Source organism: Candidatus Leptovillus gracilis (assembly GCA_016716065.1).
Taxonomy (GTDB): domain Bacteria; phylum Chloroflexota; class Anaerolineae; order Promineifilales; family Promineifilaceae; genus Leptovillus; species Leptovillus gracilis.
The window spans coordinates 1-16,707 of sequence record JADJXA010000026.1 but is presented as its reverse complement, the minus strand read 5'-3'; the positions used below and the strand labels follow the sequence as shown (position 1 = coordinate 16,707).

Here is a 16,707-nt window from a genome sequence, read left to right as displayed (position 1 = left end):
CAGAATTTCATAATCGCTTCGGTAAAGGTAATAAACGCCACATTCGGGACATGGTTGGAGTTGTAGTTTCCGGCGGCTATGAAGCTGTAAATCGCGCACGATGATGAGGGAACTGGCGGCAAAACGGCCGCCAACGCCTTAGGCAAAAAGGTGACCACGTTGATTGAATTGTTCGCCAAGGGTGAAGTTTGGCGAGGGGATGGGGAAAGCGGCCGCAGGATGAAATTTGAACCGGATGACGGCTACAGCGGTGTCATGCGTCCAGCCGTACCAATCCCAATCGCAGGCACTCAATCATCGCGCCGCTTGAATTGGGTGTATCCAGGGCACGGGAGATTGCGCTCAGGTTGTTGCGCAGGGTGGATTCGGCAATGTTTAACAGATCAGCAACCTCGGCCAATGTTAGTTGGGGGTTATCGGCTACCGTCTGCATGATTTGAATGCGCCGTTCTGTTAGTTGGGGTATGTCCTCCAGCGCCAACCCATACGGGTATAATTTCTCGTGAAGCGCCGGACTCAAAAGCAGCTTCCCTTTGCGGGCAATATCGACAATCGCCTGCGTCAATACCGCACAGGAATTCATCGCTTCATCTTTGAGCATAAAACCGCTGGCACCGGCGCGTATCACGGCCCGCACCAGCACTTTGTGGGCATACCGGGACAGAACGAGGATGTTGGTTTGGCAGGTTTGCACCAATCCCCGGATCGTGTTGCAGGCAGACAAAACTATGCCAGATGGTTTCTCGCTCTTGATGGTATTGAGGCCAAGCAGCACAACGTCTGGATGATGTTCACGGGCCAGTTGGAGCGCCTCGGCCTCCGTCGCCCCTTCGGCCACAATTTCAATCTGGCCGTCGTTTTCAAGGGCCGCTCGCACCCCGATGCGCGCCACTTCCTGGTCATCAATGATCACCACCCGGATTTTTCGAATCATTTTCATCGCTTCACATTCCTCCAGCTATCCTGAATCTGGCGAGCGGCAGGAGACGCCAACGGCCGTTGCGCCTGAATAAAGACATATCAATACAACAAACGTACTTTGTACACCTGCACCGGGAGAATTGGTAAGACGAGAAAAACTGTCTATAATACTGCTTGAATTAGATGCACCGCTAACCCCGGTGGGCAACGCAAGACGTTGCAGCAACGTAAGATGTTGCTTCGGCAATGTTTAAGACGTTGTTTGAAGGCCGCTGACGGTATCCCCATACTGGCAGCGGCTTTTCTTTTTATGGCCTCATCATGGGCTATCCTTCCTTGTCATTACAAATACACACTAAAGACGACAAATACACTGCCGGCGGCTGCCCCCCACCCCAACAGGATTTGTGCCAGCGTATGGTGTTTCAAGCGCATCCGCGCCCAACTGACTCCAATACCCGCCAACGCCAAAAGTACCCCCAACGGCGGCGACACCCAGTACAACGCAGCCGCGCACCCGGCCATCGCCACCGCATGAAGGCTTATTTTCGTCACCAGCCGATTGATTACGGCCGCAATAGCCACAGTGGGCAGCGCAGCATACAGGCAGGCCAGGGCAATTGGCGGTGCGTCGGCCCAGATGAAGGCAAGCACCAAAATCACAAAACAAACACCGGCCAAAAGGTAGATGGTTTGACGCTGCTCCCGGATCGAGATACTCCAGTCACTGTAACGGCCGCGGCGGACATTGATGATCAAATAGACAGCCAGTGGCAAAATGACAATGCTAAAGCCCATAACCGTCCATTTAATCGCGTCCAGCAGCGCTGCGCCATCCAGATAAATCACTAACACCAGCGTTAACACGGATACCAGGAAGGGGTGAAATAGATTGGATAATAAACGGGCCAGACGATCCTGGGCGGATGGCTCAACGTTGATAGGCGTAGTCAATGGCGCCACCTCCATGTTTGGCATACGGCCGTATTTTCCAGGCCACGACACGGCTTATTTTGCGATAGGATTGCACCATCTGGGCAAAATCCGCTTCATCATCCGCCTTTTGTAATTCCTGGTGCAGCAGGCGCGCCTGCTGCAATTTCTGCTCACTCCAGGCGGGTGGGGTTTTACCGGCCTTGTGCGCCACCGTGACAGGCTGCACCGCTAAATCGTTGGTGATACCTGCATAACCAGCCAATGTTTGTTTGGCATCCAGAATGGCAATGACCGCGCGATAAAGGTAAAAATCCAGGTCATGGAGGGTTTCACGCCAGGTAAGTTTGTCTTCGATCACCGGCGGGCAAAGTGTGTTCAGCCGCTTTTGCAGCGCTCTGAGTTCGAACATAGCGGCTACCTTTCCCACAAACTCAAACGGCCGTGCCGCTGCCTGATACCATCTGTTGGGTAAAAACGCCAGGGGAAACAAAACGCCCACGATCACCACGCCTATAGAAATCAGCGGGTACAAAGCCGCCAAGGCCGGTGTGTTTGGGTTGCGGAAAGCAAGCAGCGTCAGGACAATTTTTATGAGCAAAACGGCCGTTGCCGCCAACGATAAAGCAATCCCCACTGCCCAGCGAAGCCGGGCAGAAACAATTTTCTCGCCCCAAAACAAGCGCGTAAAGGTGAACATGGGAATGGCGCAGGAAACAGCCACATAAATGTAGATCGTCTCCATGAAGATCACCTCTGACACCTGTTCGGGAATCGTGTGGTCCGGTTTCTCAGGCAGTGTTACGATGCCAGTGATGTAAACGGCAATCAGAACGGCCAGCGTAGCCAACAAGCTCCAGGGTAGAAAACGCGGTTGGGGCTGTTTTAAGATCAGATAACAAGCAGCGCTGCTAAAATAAACCGCCAACGAAAAAGAGGCGTAGATGATGAGCCAACCTAAATTGGGTAACCCGGTAAAGCGGTCAAAGGCGAGGGATACAGGCCAGATCATAAATGTGAGGCCAATGGCAAAGAAAAGGGAGAAAGCCCAATAATAAAATGTGACAGAGCCGGTGCGCCACTGACCATCGCGCCGCATGGCGTTAAACTTGTAGACAGCGATGAACCAGGCCAGGCCAGCAATAACTGCTTTATCCCACATCAGCCTACACCAGTCCTAAAGATTTGAAGTGGTCTGACAAATCATCGTTGGAAGAGGCCGTTATGGCCAACTGCTTGATGCGCTTATTGTTGATGACCTGATGCTGGATGAGCGAAGCGAGTATTTCAGCTTCTTCTTCAATCCCATCTTTTGCCGGCGCACGGAGTAAAACATGACTCAACACAGTAGGGTCTTCAGCGGACTGGAGCAGTAATGACCGCATTTGAGAGCCGGTCAGACACGCAGTCGGGTGAGAACAGATAATGTGGCTCAATTCGTGCAGCTGGATATGGACCTGCTGTATCAAGGGGCCAGTATCATCATAAAAGATATGCTCTACAAGCTCCTCCGCATCAGACACCCAAACGCCAAACATACCGGGCGGCATGGGCCAGGCCCTGAAGCGAATCTTCCGCCTGATGCGAGATTCAATCCAGGCGACAAAACCATCCATTGTAAATTCGCTAAAGTCGAAATCCAGTTCATCCAATACGGCTTTCATCCGTGATTCTGTACTCATAGGCCAAGCGGCATCCTTATTTGGTTTCTTTTCCCTGCAAGATGTACTCAATCATGCCTAAAATCGCCTGCCGTCCAGCTTCATCTAACTCACTGGCGCGCAAGGCAACATTGCGAACGGAGCTGTCCTGGAAGCGTTCTGCCAGGTCTGTATTCACCCGCTCTTCAATGATGGTTTTGACATTTTCTTCATCCTGAAAAAAATAATTGGGGTCCACTTCAAAGAAGTCGCTCAAGGCTTTGATGATCCAGTATCCTGGATTGGTTGCTTTGCCGGTGCGAAGTCGCCAAACGTAGGCAGCCGTGACAGCCTTATCCGTGCCATGCTGCACATCTTCATAACTATATTCACTGCCATCCGGCTTGGTAACGGTTTTGAATAATATATCTAACCGCCGGGCGAAATCGCTGCCCAATTCTGCTGACGAGGCCATCGTGTTACTCCATTTATAGCCTAAAGGTTAAGAAAAAAGACCGTTTAATACGTTTCATAACCTATAGTATATCTATTTATTGAGGGAGATGCAAATTTGAGGGGTACCTGGGTACTATTCAGCTTTGGGCAAAGCGATCAGAATGGTAGCGGCAAGCCGCTACCATGTCAAATGAGGGGCTGCTTTTTCTAATAAATTCTCCTTACTATACGAAGATATTTAGGAAGGAGTCGCTAAATGCGCCTGGCTGTCGAGCATGAGAAAACCCTGCTGCTGGAGAATATCAATCTGGCAGGCAATATCTTTGCGGCGATGGGTAGAAAAACGGCCATAATCAGGGAAATCCACGTCCTGCCATGATTTTGCCCCCACCAACATCTTAGCCAGACCACTGCGAGAGAAACGCCCCGGATAACGGCATACGACGTCAAGGATGGTTTGCTGTATAGGAGTAAGCTGAATCATAGGCAAGTCACCCCCTGCCCTGCACCTAAAAAGGTGTCTCACCGGTTAAGCTTTGATAGAACTCATTCAGCCAGGCCAGGGCTTCTTCAAACTTCGATATGGGCAGATACCGGTATTTAGCGATGCCAAATTTTCGGTAGAATTCGCCCCAGGTCGCGCCAAATTCATTCCGCCCTGTTTTCTTACCCATGGCGATGGCAATGGTCCTGACCGCCTGACTAATTTGCGTTGCCTGGGCTTCGCTGATATACCGGTCTTCCTGGTGCATATCGGCTTCGATAGTTTCGAGGCGACGGCCGTAATCTGCCAACGTGCGCCCATGGTCGTCCAGTCGCGCATCCAGCATAATTTGATTGCGAGCCAGCTTCATTATCGCCTGCGCTATCTGGTACGCTTCCACCACGTCACTACTGGCCTGCTGGAGCAAGTCGTCGAAGCTGGGGTCGGTAGTCAGCCGGCCTTCTTGGAACGCTTCGGCCAACACTTTGTAACATTCGCGCTGATAGCGAATCAATCGTTCCCGTAATTCAGGCTTGACCCGGCTCGCATCAATTCCAAATAGAAAACCACTGATATAGTCCAGAGGCAAACTCAATACTTCCCGGTTGATCGTGCGATACGAATCGGTGGTGGTAACTGCCACGCTCTTCATTTCTTCGCTTAATACCGGATCACGATTTATACGTCGGCGCTGGGCTGACCAATCCACGCCCAATAGATCGCAAATAGGGCGTACAGGGATATAAACAGAGCCATCCGTGGTGCGGACAGCCAGAACTTCATCTTCGTAAAAATCTACTTGTTTTTGCTCAACAACTGTCAAACCTTTTTCTTCTGACATGAATCCCTCACTGTGGTGCAAAAATCAGTGCGTGGCTGTTACGACCACACACTCAATCGTTAATGACTTCATTCTCGCGCGAAATGCCTCGATTAACCCAAAAACAAAAACGCATACTTCTAGATGTTGGCATATTTTAGCAGCAACAGCAGATCCGAGCGGATACCGTGAACGTTATGTTCACGGAACGAATGACTTCCTTTTTTGCCAATCTTGTTGTCCTCGCCGATCAAAGCTTGGCGATCGGGCACATAATTTCTCCAGCTTACTGTGTAAGTACAACGCCTCCAGAAACAATTAATTGGCAGGCTGCCAGAACTGGATGTCACCTATCAATTTTGATCTTGGCCCTGACGACAGGTTCGTCGTCGACCTCCGGGCGTACACCCTTGTCAAATTGCTGCAATCCCATCAACACCAACCACTCGTAAAAATCCATTCTGCCATATCCGTGCGAGTCAGACAGAGCTTCGATTTCGTCAATGGTTGTGGTGTCGAGAAAGATGGTTTTGCGCACGCGGCCTGCAGCGTCTGTCTTACGGCCTGTTACCTTGGAGGCTTTTTGACGACCCGAGCGAGTCTGCTCCAGCGGATTTTCAAATAGTTCCTTTTTTTTTCGCGCAGGCGGCGCCGGAGCTTCTTCTGATGTCGCTAAGTCAAACTTTTTCCTAGCCATTGAAAACTCTCTCTACAATCTCTGCATAAGCTCTGGATGGGGCCGAACTGGGTGCATATTCAAACAACGTTTGCCCGCCAGCCGCTGGCGCCTCCTTCACATAGACGCTTTCGGGCACAGGCTCACTAACCAAATGCCGCCCATAAAAGGCTTGCATCTGTTCCACAACCTGTGTGGCCAGCACCTGCCGGGAGGACATCATAGTAGGAACGACAAGGGCAACCCGGGCCTTAAAGCGGCGTGAATCCTCTTTTTGTAAGGCGTACAAATCATCAGTGTGCTGCCTGGCGCCCACCAGGCTGACATGATCCGCCTTGATCGGCACGATCACCTCATCGGCAAAATTATAAACAGCCCGCTTAAGCGTATCCAGCTTGGGCGGACAATCTAAGACGATAAAATCAAAACGGCCCAACAATGGGCCAAGCGCATCGGCCAATACTGTGTCCAGGCTAAAACCTGAGCGCCGGGCGGTGCGCATGGTTGTCATCACAACAAGGTCCTGAGTCACATCTTCCAGGTTACGACTGGCTGGCAACAAATACAAATTCGGGCGTGGCAATCCTTCATCCACCCGATCTAAAGAAATGATATTATGCTGCAAACGCTGAAGGTCTCCCGGCTCCATCAAGACATTACCAACGCATAACTTTTCGGCCAGCACATCTTTCCGCACGCCAAAAAAGTCAGCCTGATTACCTTGGGGATCAAGATCGACAACAAGCACATTAGCGCCTTGCCGATGTTTGCGACACATCCGAGCCAATCCATCAGCCAGCACGCCAGCCGTTGTGGTCTTCCCCACCCCACCCTTATTGTCAGCAACTGCAATTACTCTCGTGTTCATAACAGACCTCGTAGGTTGTTTGTAGACAGTATTATACTATTGTACACAACTTGTTTACTTTGTCCACAATTGTTTACAAAATCTCAGATTTCCGCGCTGCCGCGCGTAGCGCAGTGGGGTAGGGGGATAGGATGGAAAATACGTTCTATGCGCCTACGGGCAAATTTGAGGGAAATAAGCGAAATTGCGCTAAGTCACAAAGTCACGCGATTGGTGATGCACAAAACAAAGCCGACCGGCCGTCCTCGGAGCGCTTGGCGCAGGGCTGTGACGGTATGAGCTGAAAGCCAACGGCCGTTCGACAACAAACGGCAAAGCCTATATCCCCTTCTAACCCCGGCAACTTTGTTCCGCCCACCATACGCCAATCATGCCTGCTGACGGCCGTCTTTCGGCAGCGCATACCAGAACATCACTCCCGCCGCCACACGATGACCTGGCCAGTAGACCCACGCCTGCCCGCCGCCGCGCAGCCAGCCCTGCGCCGCCGCCGCGCCGTCAGTGTAATAACGCCGCCGGTCCGCCCTTCGGTCATCTTCGCGCCCGCCGCCAGGGCCGTTCCCCGCGTCCCCTTGTTGACACAGGCCTGCCAGTCGGCGGTTCAGGCGATGCGACCGGCGCCCGGTAGAGTGGGGGCCGGCATACCGGTTGGGGAGCTGGCGCGCCAGATGTTCCTGCCCCATACGGCCGTGCCGTCCGCGGCGATCGTGAAAGGTGAATGTGGCCCGGCCATGCTGCCAGGCATACTCTTGCAGCGCCGCGCCCGAAGCGGCTGCGCCGCCCACTGCGCCGCCCACGGCCAGGCAGGACTGCACGCGCACCCCCGCCCGCTTCTCGTATCCCTGCTGCGCCCGTGGCGATGCGCCGCTTAGGTCGCGCAGACTCTCCCGGCTGATGGGTCCGGCATCCTCGCCCCGGCCGCTGTGGAAAGCGGCGTATAGGTGGGCGCGCAGGTCGCCGATGGGCTGGAGCAGGATAGGGGTCGGCAGTTCCACCATCCGCCCCGACAACCGCCGCAGCCCCAGGCCGGCGGCTACTTTAGCCTGCCCCCGCAGCCACACCTTACCCACCGCGTCCTGCCACCAGAACAGCCCCTCTCCCCGGGCCAACAGCTGGCGCAGATAGCGGGGAGTGCAGAAGCAGGTCGGGCTGCTCTCGTCGGTAAAAACAGCCGTCACCTCCGTCCGCGCCCACCAGCCACGGCCATCTCGGTCATAGGCCCGCAGCAGCAGCCACAGCCGCCCCTCGGCCACACGCCGCTGCTGCAACAGCGCCAATCCCAAGGCAGGGGGAAGAGGAATTTTCGATTTGGGATTTCGGATTTCGGATTGGGTCTCTCTGCTCACCGGTACTGGCGCAGCCGTTGGTGACTTCTCTTCCTCGCTGCCCGTTGCCCCTTGATCATTGGCCACTGACAATTGCCGCAGGTGGGCGGTAACGGCCGTGCTACCCCAGCCAAGATGGGGCGGTAGGACGGCGACCAGGTCGGCCAGGTGGCGCAAGGGGGCGGCGTCTGGTTCTGCAACGGCCGTTGTCTCCGAGTCTGCCGGGGGTAACGGGGCGCGGCTCGCCTGAACCGCCGCCCGCAGCGCCAGCAGACGAGCATTGGCCGCCGCCAGCGCGTCGCCGGGTGGAGCCTGTTCCCGGCCCTGGGGTTGTAGCTTATCCTTCATGAGAACAGACGGCCGTCAGCCCGGCGGCGGTAGGAAGGAGGGGAAGTGAGCGATACCAACCGGATGGTCCGCCCTTCGGCGGCCTGCCGCCCAACGGCTGCCCGTCGCCCAGCGCGGGGTTCACCGCCACCGCTCCCTGTCGCCGGGAGGAAACAACAGCCAGGCCAATAGGGCCAGCAAGAGAACCGCCCCCCAGGTGTTGACAAAAAAACCGGCCACAATCTCGGCCACGTGGTCGCTGGGCGTCGGCTCAGTTTCCGACGGTTGCGCCGTTGGGGGGGCTGGTTCCGGCGGTTCAGGCGCCTGCTCAATTGTCACGGCAACATCGCCATGTTCGCTGGCGGCGATGTAGACGTCGCCGCAGCCGGAAAGAATGACCAGCAGCCCAACGACTACCAATCCCAACACCGCCACCAGCATCAACCGGGGGGTGGGGGAGGGCTTTATGGGCCGCCCTGGCTGTGGACCATCGGGCAATACGTCGTTTTGTTGGATCATGGATGCCTCCGTTTTCTGCTACTGCTACTGCTACTAAACAGGCTCGCGCGACTGAATGTGCTACAAGGTGCTACAGGAGGTAGTAGCGCGCTACTGGCGCTACTAAATGCGACTGTCCTCCTCATGACTCCCCTTCCAGGTCCATTCTGTAGCACACCCATTTTCGCTGTTGATAGGCCGCACCACCGGCATAGCCGAATACTTCCTCTTCGATGCTCCGGCCGCTGCGCCCGGCTTGTGTCAGCCGGATGATGTCCCGGATTTGCTGCGGCGCGATGAAGCCCCACGCCGTCTCCAACCCCACGTTTTCCGGCGTATCATCGCTCAGGCTGTCCGCCGGATTGGCCGCGCTATGTCGTGTCACCCGGTACTCGCCGTCAATGACCTCCCCTATCCTGGCAGGGTCGGCGAGGCCATGGGTGATGGCGTCGGGTAGGGGGAACGGCCGTATGCCCGGCAGCTTCACCTGGGCAAAGCGGTGAACGTCACCGGCCGAAGGGTGGAAGGTTGCCGCCTGGACAATCTGCCCGGCGAAGGCGGCGATGAACTGGCCCACCGGCAGCCCCACCGAGCCGCGCGGGTAGCCTTCGTCTTTGCCCACTTCCAGGAAGGCGCGGCTGGCGGCCGCGGATTCCATCGGGAAGGCCAGCCGCACGCATTGGCGGCGCAGCTCCATGCCGTAGGGACCGAGGACGCTCTCGGTCGGGTCGGTCATGGTGACGGCCAGGTGGATGCCATGTTTGCGGTTGACGCTGGCGACGTTGTTCAGCCCGGCCCACATCAGGTCCACCAGGTAATCTACGCGGGCCATGCGCTCACGCCGTTCGGTGGGGCTGTATCCCTGCTCCTGGCGGATTTGCAGCTTCCACAGGCTGCCCGCCTTCACCAGGGTCAGGAACTCGTCAATGAAGAGCAGAATCTCGCCCGATTCCCCGGCGGCAGGGGGAAGCTGCCGCCAGGAGGCGGCGTTGTGGCGGCGCAGGACTTCGTCGCGGCGCAGCCCTTCCTGGTGGATGATGTCCAAAAAGTCGGCCAGCGGTTCGATGAGGCGCAGCGGTTCCAGGTTGGGGAAGAAGGTGACGTTGGGCAGGTTCTGGAAGGCGTGGAAGTCGGACCCTTTGGCGTTGACGACGACGACGTGGGCGTTCTGCCCCCACATGCCCAACACGTAGGGCAGGGCGAAGCCAACGCTTTTGCCGCTGCCCGATGTGCCCGCCGCCAGGACGTGGGGGTGGCGGTTGCGGTCGAGGATGAGCGCCGGGCGACGGCCGTCGCCCAGAATCGCGCCCAGGGGCAGTTCCACCGGCCGGCTCCAGCCGATGAATTTGGACCAATCGGCCGGGTGGGTGGCGACAGGCACGGCCGTCTCGCTGGGCGCTGTCGGTGGCGGCAGAGCCAGGCTGTCGCTCAGGACGCGGCCGGGCAAGACGCGGATGTTCTCGCCGATGGTGAAGGGCACGTCACGGCCGTTGACCTTCTGCACCACCACCCGATTGCGCTGTCTTTGCCAGAGGATGAGCTGCCAGCCCAGGAAGACCAGCCCGGCCAGCCCCAGGAACCAGAGCACGGGGGCGACGTAGACCATCACCTGCTGCCGCTGCAGGGCGATGGTTTCCTGGCGGCGGCGGTTGGCCAGTTCGGCCTCGTGGTCGCGCAGCAGCAGCGCTTCGGCCTGGGCGAGCTGCTCCAGGGCGACGGCCGTGGCCTGATGTTCGCGCGTCTGCTGCCCGGCGATGGCTTCCAGCGCCAGTTGGGTGGCCCGCACTTCCAGGTCGGCGTTGATGGCCGCCCGCGTGGCCGTGGCGGCGACGGCTGTGGCTGTGACCACTTCGGCGGTGGCCTGCTGGCGGCTGACAGCTTCGGCCGTGCCGCGCATGTTGGCTTCGTAGGTGGCGGCGGCGGCCGCTTGCTGCGTGCCGGTGGCCCGGGCGACGGCCGTTTGCGCCTGACTGAGCATCTGGCCGGGGTCGGGTTGGTAGCCGCCCGAACCCGGCGGCGTGGCGCAGGCGGCCAGGGTGAGAGCGAGAGCGAGAAAGAGAGCTAGAAGAGGGCGGGCGGCCTGATGCGTGTGCATGGTTAGAATTCTTCGTCGTTCCAGGGAGGTAGCTGCCCGGTGCGCGGCGTGGGCGGCGTCAACGGCGTGGGCAGGGTGGGCGGGTAAGCGTGTGGATTGGACCCCGGGTCTTGTGGCGGGTAGGGGGGATTGGCCTGGCGCCAGCAGACCGGCGCCCAGCCATTGGCCGTTCTGCCGCTCCGGGGGCACGGCGCTGGCGGTGGTCCGCGAGCGCATGATGATGTCGGTGACGCTTTCCGGCCGGGTTTTCAGGGTGACGTAGGCGCTGATGGCGTCATCGGCGGCGATGGCGGCCGCGGCAAGGATGAGCAGCAGGAGGACGGCCGTTGCGCCGAGGAGAAGAGGGAGGATGCTTTTCATTGAGAAACTCCAGGGGTGCGAATCACTTCGCATAGTATGGCGAAGATGCGGGATTACACAATCGCTTGAAAACGGGGACGGCGCGGGCGTAGATAAGCGCCGTTGGGCAGAACGGCCGTCGCCAGGCCGTATTCCACCAGCTTGAGCAGCACCCAGGCGATATAGGCGTCGTCTACGGCCAGGTCCACGCCGCCTTCCGGGTGCGCTAATTGGTATTCAGCGTAGGCTTCGACGATGGCCGAGAGGGGGAGGGGGGTCTCCGGGCGCAGCAGGTTGGCGATGACTGCGCCGTGTTCCTGCCAGAAGGCGAAGGCTTCGGGAGAGAGGGGGCGGAAAGCGTCGTTGTTGTGGCTGCCGTGTGTTACACGCAAGAATTTCATGGGTCTTACCTCCGGTTTGGTTTGCTGATTGACAGAAACCGGATACCCGGTTGAAGCCGGGCATCCGTGAACCGAATAGCCCCACTGACCATTGCGGATTTGGGATTTCGGATTTCGGATTGGGTCGCTCCCTAATCCGCACTCGTCAATCCGCACTCCGCAATAGAAAACGGCCGTTTCCCAGCCTTTGCAGGCAGAAAACGGCCGTTCATCCACCAGCCCGGAAGGGTGGGGGATAAAAAAAGCCGTTCCTGTTCAGGAGCGGCTTTGTGCTGTCAGTGGCAATACCGAGACGATTCCGAAATCCGTGATCGGAAATCCGAAATCGTTTGTGGTATTATCAACGCCAGCCCTCGGCCTGTTTGCAGCAGGACTTGGGTTAGGCGTGACTTGAGAGATTCTACCTCTCAGGTCACGTCGCGTTTAGACTATTTGGTTTCAAGCATTATACGGGATATATCCCGTATTAGTCAATCTAGCTTGATGTCTTCTCGATAAACCCCTTTTTTACGACGACTCTGTATGTAATCTTCCACACTCTGCGGTGTAGTAATCCACCGATCCCCAACTTTTTGGGCTTGTAAACGCCCCTTTCTAGCAAGCTCGTTCAAATAATTGGAAGCAAATCCATACAGTTCAGCAGCTTCGGGGAGGGAAATCAGGCGGGTTTTGTCTTCGGTGTCGTTCACAATTCACAATTCACAATTCAAACTTCACAATTTCCCATCGGGCTCAGGCGTCTTGCTCGGCGTTATTTGCTTTCTACTGTGACAGTTCAACGACGTGGGCCAGGCCATTCAAAGTAACAACCATCAGGTTCAATACATCGCGGCCAATCAGCGCTTCGCTGTTTGGCGCCATCGCCACTGCTTCGACACCGGGAAACTCAAAGGGGCCAATGCATAGTTTGACCAGATATGTCTCGACGATAATAGGGCGCCCCGTTATCCCACGCATTTGTCGTCTTCCTACATACCGTCCGCCGGCCGCTTGCAGCGCGTCAATTGGGAACATGGTCGCGTCAGCACCGGAATCAATCAGGGCCAGAAGATGGACGGCTGGCTCTGAACTGCCGGGCTTCGCTACACCAACCTCCACGACGGGTGCAGCCGGATCATATTGCTGGTTATCGTAATGGCTGCTTGTCAGGGGCATTATTCATCTCTCACCAGGCGTGGCGAAGGCATGCGCAATACGCGATCCGGCTTGTCTGTCACCAGCTTTACCAGAACAATATCATCAGGGTGGGTCTGGTCCAATCGCACGACCAGGGCTGTTTGATCCCGATCATGGTCAATTACCTCGCTGTGGTAAACGGCGACGTATTGGCCTTTATACTGACGCAGCAGATCTGGCAGCATCCGGTGGTATGCTGCCTGTTCTTGCTCCATAGCGGCATAGTCTGGATTCGTATACAGAATATCCGGCACGGCCGTTTCTTGCCCCGTCCGATCTGTTACCCACAGATAAACCTCGCCTTCTTGAGGCAACTCAGTTGGTGACGTGATGTGAATGCGTCCCTTACGAATAATGCCATGATAGGCTTGCAGCATAGACATAGGTTATCTCCCGAACTTATGCGTTCGCTAATACTGTCTCTTGCTAATCTGCTTCCATTATAGTGGAAAGGGTAGGGGAGGGGAAACGGCCGTTTCGTATCCACTCCCGTGTAGAAAACACCCGCTGGAACTGCCACTAGATTAGCCAGACCAGCCTGTTTATGTTATTTTTAAAGTGTGTGAGTTCCAACCAGAAACCAACGTGGCGCCTAAGCAGTTATTGACAGACCAATTGAATCCTTGAATCAGTCACCCAAACGGCCGTTACCGGACTCACACTTAAGGAATGAGACATGCAGCCTTACTGCAACACCCAAAACTGGATTTTCTGTAGATAAGACTGCGTGCTTCAAAAGTGGAGGCAGCTATGGAAGATGAAACAGAAACAGGGGTGACAAATCATCCTCAAATCCATAAGGAGGCAGGCTTGACGACAAACAATAACCATTTTGATACCACGCAACAATCCAAAGCTACTGACATTACTTGCGAGCGATTGTTAGTTCATCTTGATCGTGCCATTAGTTTTGCTGTTGTCATCGATTTCAGCCTTGCTACTATGCTGAATAAAGCAAGAGTTGCTGCTTATGCCCTCAATACTCGCACCCAATCTAATCTCCACACTTTTGATATATCTGGAAGTTATCTTGATCTGGCGCAAAACCTTGCCTCCGCTTTAGTTTTCGCTCTTGATCCTGATCGTCTTCACTTGAGTAATGTCAGATTTAATCTTGGTCAATCCTTTAAGCGCCCTTCTGACCGTGACCAAGCTACTGCATACAAACTGGCACAAGATTTACGTCGCGATCTTGCCATTGATAAGGCTCGCGCATTAGATCGCGCTCGTGCATTGGACCGTGCCATTATTCGCATCCTTGTACGCACAGCCGATACACATGACGCAATTGACACACACCTATATGTTAGTTACCTGATCCTACAAGGCGTTATCATTCTGATAACCCTATCAATCAACGAAGATGGGAAACAGGGATCAGCCACAGAGAAAACAAATTAAGAAAGAGGATGACTAACCCGATATAAAATCGCCTTGACTTGTGGGGGTGGGCCGCATAGACATTGTAACCTCTTTGGAATGATTGCTACGGATCAGATGTTACGAATCTGGGCTATGGCATCGGATGCCCGAAACGGTGGTTTTAACTGCGGTTTTGGGCGAGAGATACTCAGCGACGCCTACTGGACAACCCAATTCACCATTACCCAGGCGGACCTCGACCGGCTGGCGGGGTTCATCACCACCTAAACCCAGGCGTAAGACCTGGGCACGCTCATGAAGCGTGTGGTGCACGGCCGTTTGCGGCATGGTCACGACAGCAACACGGCCGTTTCCCCTCCCCACTCCCCACTTCACCCCCACTGCCACCGCTCCGCCGACAAATCCGCCAGGAACGGCGACGGAATCTGCCGGTCATAGGTCACAAACAGGTGGCGCATCGCCCGCGTGCAGCCAACGTAAAACAGCCGCCGCTGTTCCTCCAGGTGGGCGGCAACCTCTGCCGGGTCCGCTGCTTCTGTTTCTCGCGGCAGCCGTCCCGCTTCCACGTGGGCCACGACCACAATCGGGAATTCCAGCCCCTTTGCCGCGTGCAGCGTCGTCACTTTGATGCACGGCTCTTCGAGATCGAACTGGCTGCTGTTCATGAATCGGGCGGGCAGTCCATGATTGCTCAGCGCGTGGGCCAGCGGCTCGCCGACGCTGCTGGAGTACACCAGCACGGCGGCAGCGTTCACCGGCAGACGTAGATGGCGTGCGGCCCGATAAATTTGCTCCGCTATCCAGCGCGCCTGGTCTTCGCTGCCCGCCGCGCCGTAGATGACCGGCAGCATACCGGCGTGGACGTATTCTTGCTGCATCGCCTCGCCGTCAAAATCGGGTATGGGAGCCATGATTTCGGCGGCGGCGGCGGCGATCTGCCGGGTGCTGCGGTAGTTGCGCGGCAAGATGCGCGTGCGTCCCTGGACGTTGAGCTTGTCGTGGACGCTGCGCCAGCGGAAGCCGCGATTGTAGAGCGATTGGTTCGCGTCGGCGGTCAGGAAGACGCCGGCCGGGGTGCGGCACAGTTCCACCGCCAGGGCCAGCGCAGCCGGGGGCAGGTCTTGGGCTTCGTCCACAATCACGTAGTCCCAGCGATTAGCGAATGCGCCCGACTGTACTTCGTCCAGCGCCTTTTGGGTGAGGTGGCCCCAGGTGAAGCGCCCCTGAGCCAGCAGGGTGTCCCGGTAGGCGATGTAAAGCTGCCAGACGGCCGTGCGCCGCGCCGCAGAGAAAGGGATGCCCCGTCCAACACGCCCGGCAGCCAGATAATCGGTTTCGCTGCGGCAGTTCTGGCCCTCAATCACCCAGTCGAATTCAGTCAGCAGGTAGTCGTCGCGCAGTCCGGTCAGGGCGTTGGCTGTGGCGATTTTGGCCGCGTCGCCAAATTCTTTGGGCTGCAAGCTGGCCTGGGCGGCGTGCAGCGCCTCCAGCCGTTGCGAATCGGAGGCCATCTCAAACTTTTCGCCGCTGCGGTGAGCGATCCACTGCGCCGTTTTGTGCAGGGTGGTGATGCGAATTTCTTTGGGCAGTTTGCTGGCCGGCTTGAGCTTTAGCACGTCGCGCAGCAGTTGGCGCAGCAGCGATTCGCTGGAGTTGATGAGAGCGTTGGTGTAGGTGGTAAAGAGGACTGAGGGGACTACGCCCGTTTGTTCGCGGTGATGGATGACAAGTTCGCGCAGGCGGTAGAGGGCGACGGTGGATTTGCCGGAACCAGGGCCACCCTTCACCAGCGCCGGGCCAGACAGCGCCCAATGGGTTAGCGGCGCTTGCTGCGGGTCCAACCGCAGCAGGAAGCCAGACAGTGTGCCTTCGGCGTAGCGGGCCAGGTCTTCGGGGTCGAAGAGGACCTGATCGGGTTGGGCGGCAAGCTGTTCGACGGTGGCCGGATAGAGGGCCTCCATCACCCGGCCCAAGACCTCGAACGGAACTTTGTGGTCTGGCACGGTGAGCAGATCGTCTTCGTAGAGGCAGCGCATGAGCGGCTCGTGGAATTGGGGAGCGATGAGCCATTTGGTGAGCAGGGCCGGGGTGAGTTTGCGCGGCAGCTTTTCTTTGGCCGGTTCTTGTGGCGGGGGTTGCAGCCATTCCGGGTGCTGCTGCCACTCTGGTATCGCCGCCAATTCGGGGCCGAATTGCACGGCCGTTTCCGGCGCATCCCATCCGGGAAAATCGAACCGCTTGTACACAGTCCCTCGCGGGCCAATCGCCAGCAGTTGAATCATCCGCGCTTCTATTGAGGCTGCATACAACAAGCGAAAGTCACCCAAACGGTAACGGTAAACGTTATCCCAGCCTTTCATCTTTT

18 protein-coding genes are annotated in these 16,707 nt (G+C 56.7%); 1 reads left to right on the top strand and 17 read right to left on the bottom strand.

What is annotated here, in order from left to right; genetic code table 11:
* Positions 1-253: 253 nt before the first annotated feature.
* From IPM39_27875 to IPM39_27800, 16 genes are all read right to left on the bottom strand, one after another.
* Positions 254-934 carry a response regulator transcription factor gene (locus tag IPM39_27875; protein MBK8989836.1) on the bottom strand — a complete coding sequence of 227 codons (681 nt, stop codon included), beginning with the start codon at positions 932-934 and terminating at the stop codon, positions 254-256.
* Positions 935-1,263: 329 nt separating this feature from the next.
* The gene (locus tag IPM39_27870; protein ID MBK8989835.1) at positions 1,264-1,875 is read right to left on the bottom strand and encodes a hypothetical protein; all 612 of its coding nucleotides are present in this window, start codon (positions 1,873-1,875) and stop codon (positions 1,264-1,266) included.
* Positions 1,853-3,016 (bottom strand): hypothetical protein, encoded by a 1,164-nt coding sequence (locus IPM39_27865; protein MBK8989834.1) that lies wholly within the window; start codon positions 3,014-3,016, stop codon positions 1,853-1,855. Before IPM39_27865 ends, IPM39_27870 begins: the two co-directional genes overlap by 23 nt.
* 4 nt (positions 3,017-3,020) lie before the next feature.
* Complete coding sequence (locus IPM39_27860) at positions 3,021-3,536, bottom strand: hypothetical protein (protein MBK8989833.1); 516 nt, start codon at positions 3,534-3,536, stop codon at positions 3,021-3,023.
* Between the two features lie 16 nt (positions 3,537-3,552).
* Positions 3,553-3,969 carry a hypothetical protein gene (locus tag IPM39_27855; protein MBK8989832.1) on the bottom strand — a complete coding sequence of 139 codons (417 nt, stop codon included), beginning with the start codon at positions 3,967-3,969 and terminating at the stop codon, positions 3,553-3,555.
* Positions 3,970-4,188: 219 nt separating this feature from the next.
* Positions 4,189-4,434, bottom strand: coding sequence for a hypothetical protein (locus tag IPM39_27850; protein ID MBK8989831.1), 246 nt, complete (start codon positions 4,432-4,434; stop codon positions 4,189-4,191).
* Positions 4,435-4,459: 25 nt separating this feature from the next.
* Positions 4,460-5,275, bottom strand: a complete 816-nt coding sequence (locus IPM39_27845; GenBank protein MBK8989830.1) for an ORF6C domain-containing protein — start codon at positions 5,273-5,275, stop codon at positions 4,460-4,462.
* A 325-nt stretch (positions 5,276-5,600) separates the two neighbouring features.
* Positions 5,601-5,951, bottom strand: a complete 351-nt coding sequence (locus tag IPM39_27840) for a hypothetical protein (protein MBK8989829.1) — start codon at positions 5,949-5,951, stop codon at positions 5,601-5,603.
* Positions 5,944-6,798 (bottom strand): ParA family protein, encoded by an 855-nt coding sequence (locus tag IPM39_27835; GenBank protein ID MBK8989828.1) that lies wholly within the window; start codon positions 6,796-6,798, stop codon positions 5,944-5,946. Before IPM39_27835 ends, IPM39_27840 begins: the two co-directional genes overlap by 8 nt.
* Before the next feature lie 368 nt (positions 6,799-7,166).
* Positions 7,167-8,471, bottom strand: coding sequence for a hypothetical protein (locus tag IPM39_27830; GenBank protein MBK8989827.1), 1,305 nt, complete (start codon positions 8,469-8,471; stop codon positions 7,167-7,169).
* Between the two features lie 120 nt (positions 8,472-8,591).
* The gene (locus IPM39_27825) at positions 8,592-8,969 is read right to left on the bottom strand and encodes a hypothetical protein (protein MBK8989826.1); all 378 of its coding nucleotides are present in this window, start codon (positions 8,967-8,969) and stop codon (positions 8,592-8,594) included.
* Between the two features lie 121 nt (positions 8,970-9,090).
* Complete coding sequence (locus IPM39_27820; GenBank protein ID MBK8989825.1) at positions 9,091-11,403, bottom strand: hypothetical protein; 2,313 nt, start codon at positions 11,401-11,403, stop codon at positions 9,091-9,093.
* 53 nt (positions 11,404-11,456) lie between these two features.
* A complete protein-coding gene (locus IPM39_27815; GenBank protein ID MBK8989824.1) occupies positions 11,457-11,783 on the bottom strand; it encodes a hypothetical protein in 327 nt (108 codons plus the stop codon).
* Between the two features lie 470 nt (positions 11,784-12,253).
* Positions 12,254-12,472 carry a helix-turn-helix domain-containing protein gene (locus IPM39_27810; protein ID MBK8989823.1) on the bottom strand — a complete coding sequence of 73 codons (219 nt, stop codon included), beginning with the start codon at positions 12,470-12,472 and terminating at the stop codon, positions 12,254-12,256.
* Positions 12,473-12,545: 73 nt separating this feature from the next.
* Entirely contained in the window at positions 12,546-12,938 is a 393-nt protein-coding gene (locus IPM39_27805; GenBank protein ID MBK8989822.1) for a hypothetical protein, read from the bottom strand.
* Positions 12,938-13,342, bottom strand: coding sequence for a hypothetical protein (locus tag IPM39_27800; GenBank protein ID MBK8989821.1), 405 nt, complete (start codon positions 13,340-13,342; stop codon positions 12,938-12,940). Before IPM39_27800 ends, IPM39_27805 begins: the two co-directional genes overlap by 1 nt.
* Positions 13,343-13,709: 367 nt before the next feature.
* Here IPM39_27800 and IPM39_27795 point away from each other — a divergent pair, with 367 nt between their 5' ends.
* On the top strand, positions 13,710-14,360 hold the full coding sequence (locus IPM39_27795) for a hypothetical protein (protein ID MBK8989820.1): 651 nt from the start codon (positions 13,710-13,712) through the stop codon (positions 14,358-14,360).
* A 353-nt stretch (positions 14,361-14,713) separates the two neighbouring features.
* Here IPM39_27795 and IPM39_27790 read toward each other — a convergent pair.
* Positions 14,714-16,707: UvrD-helicase domain-containing protein (locus tag IPM39_27790; protein MBK8989819.1), on the bottom strand; the 1,994-nt coding region annotated here is incomplete at its 5' end.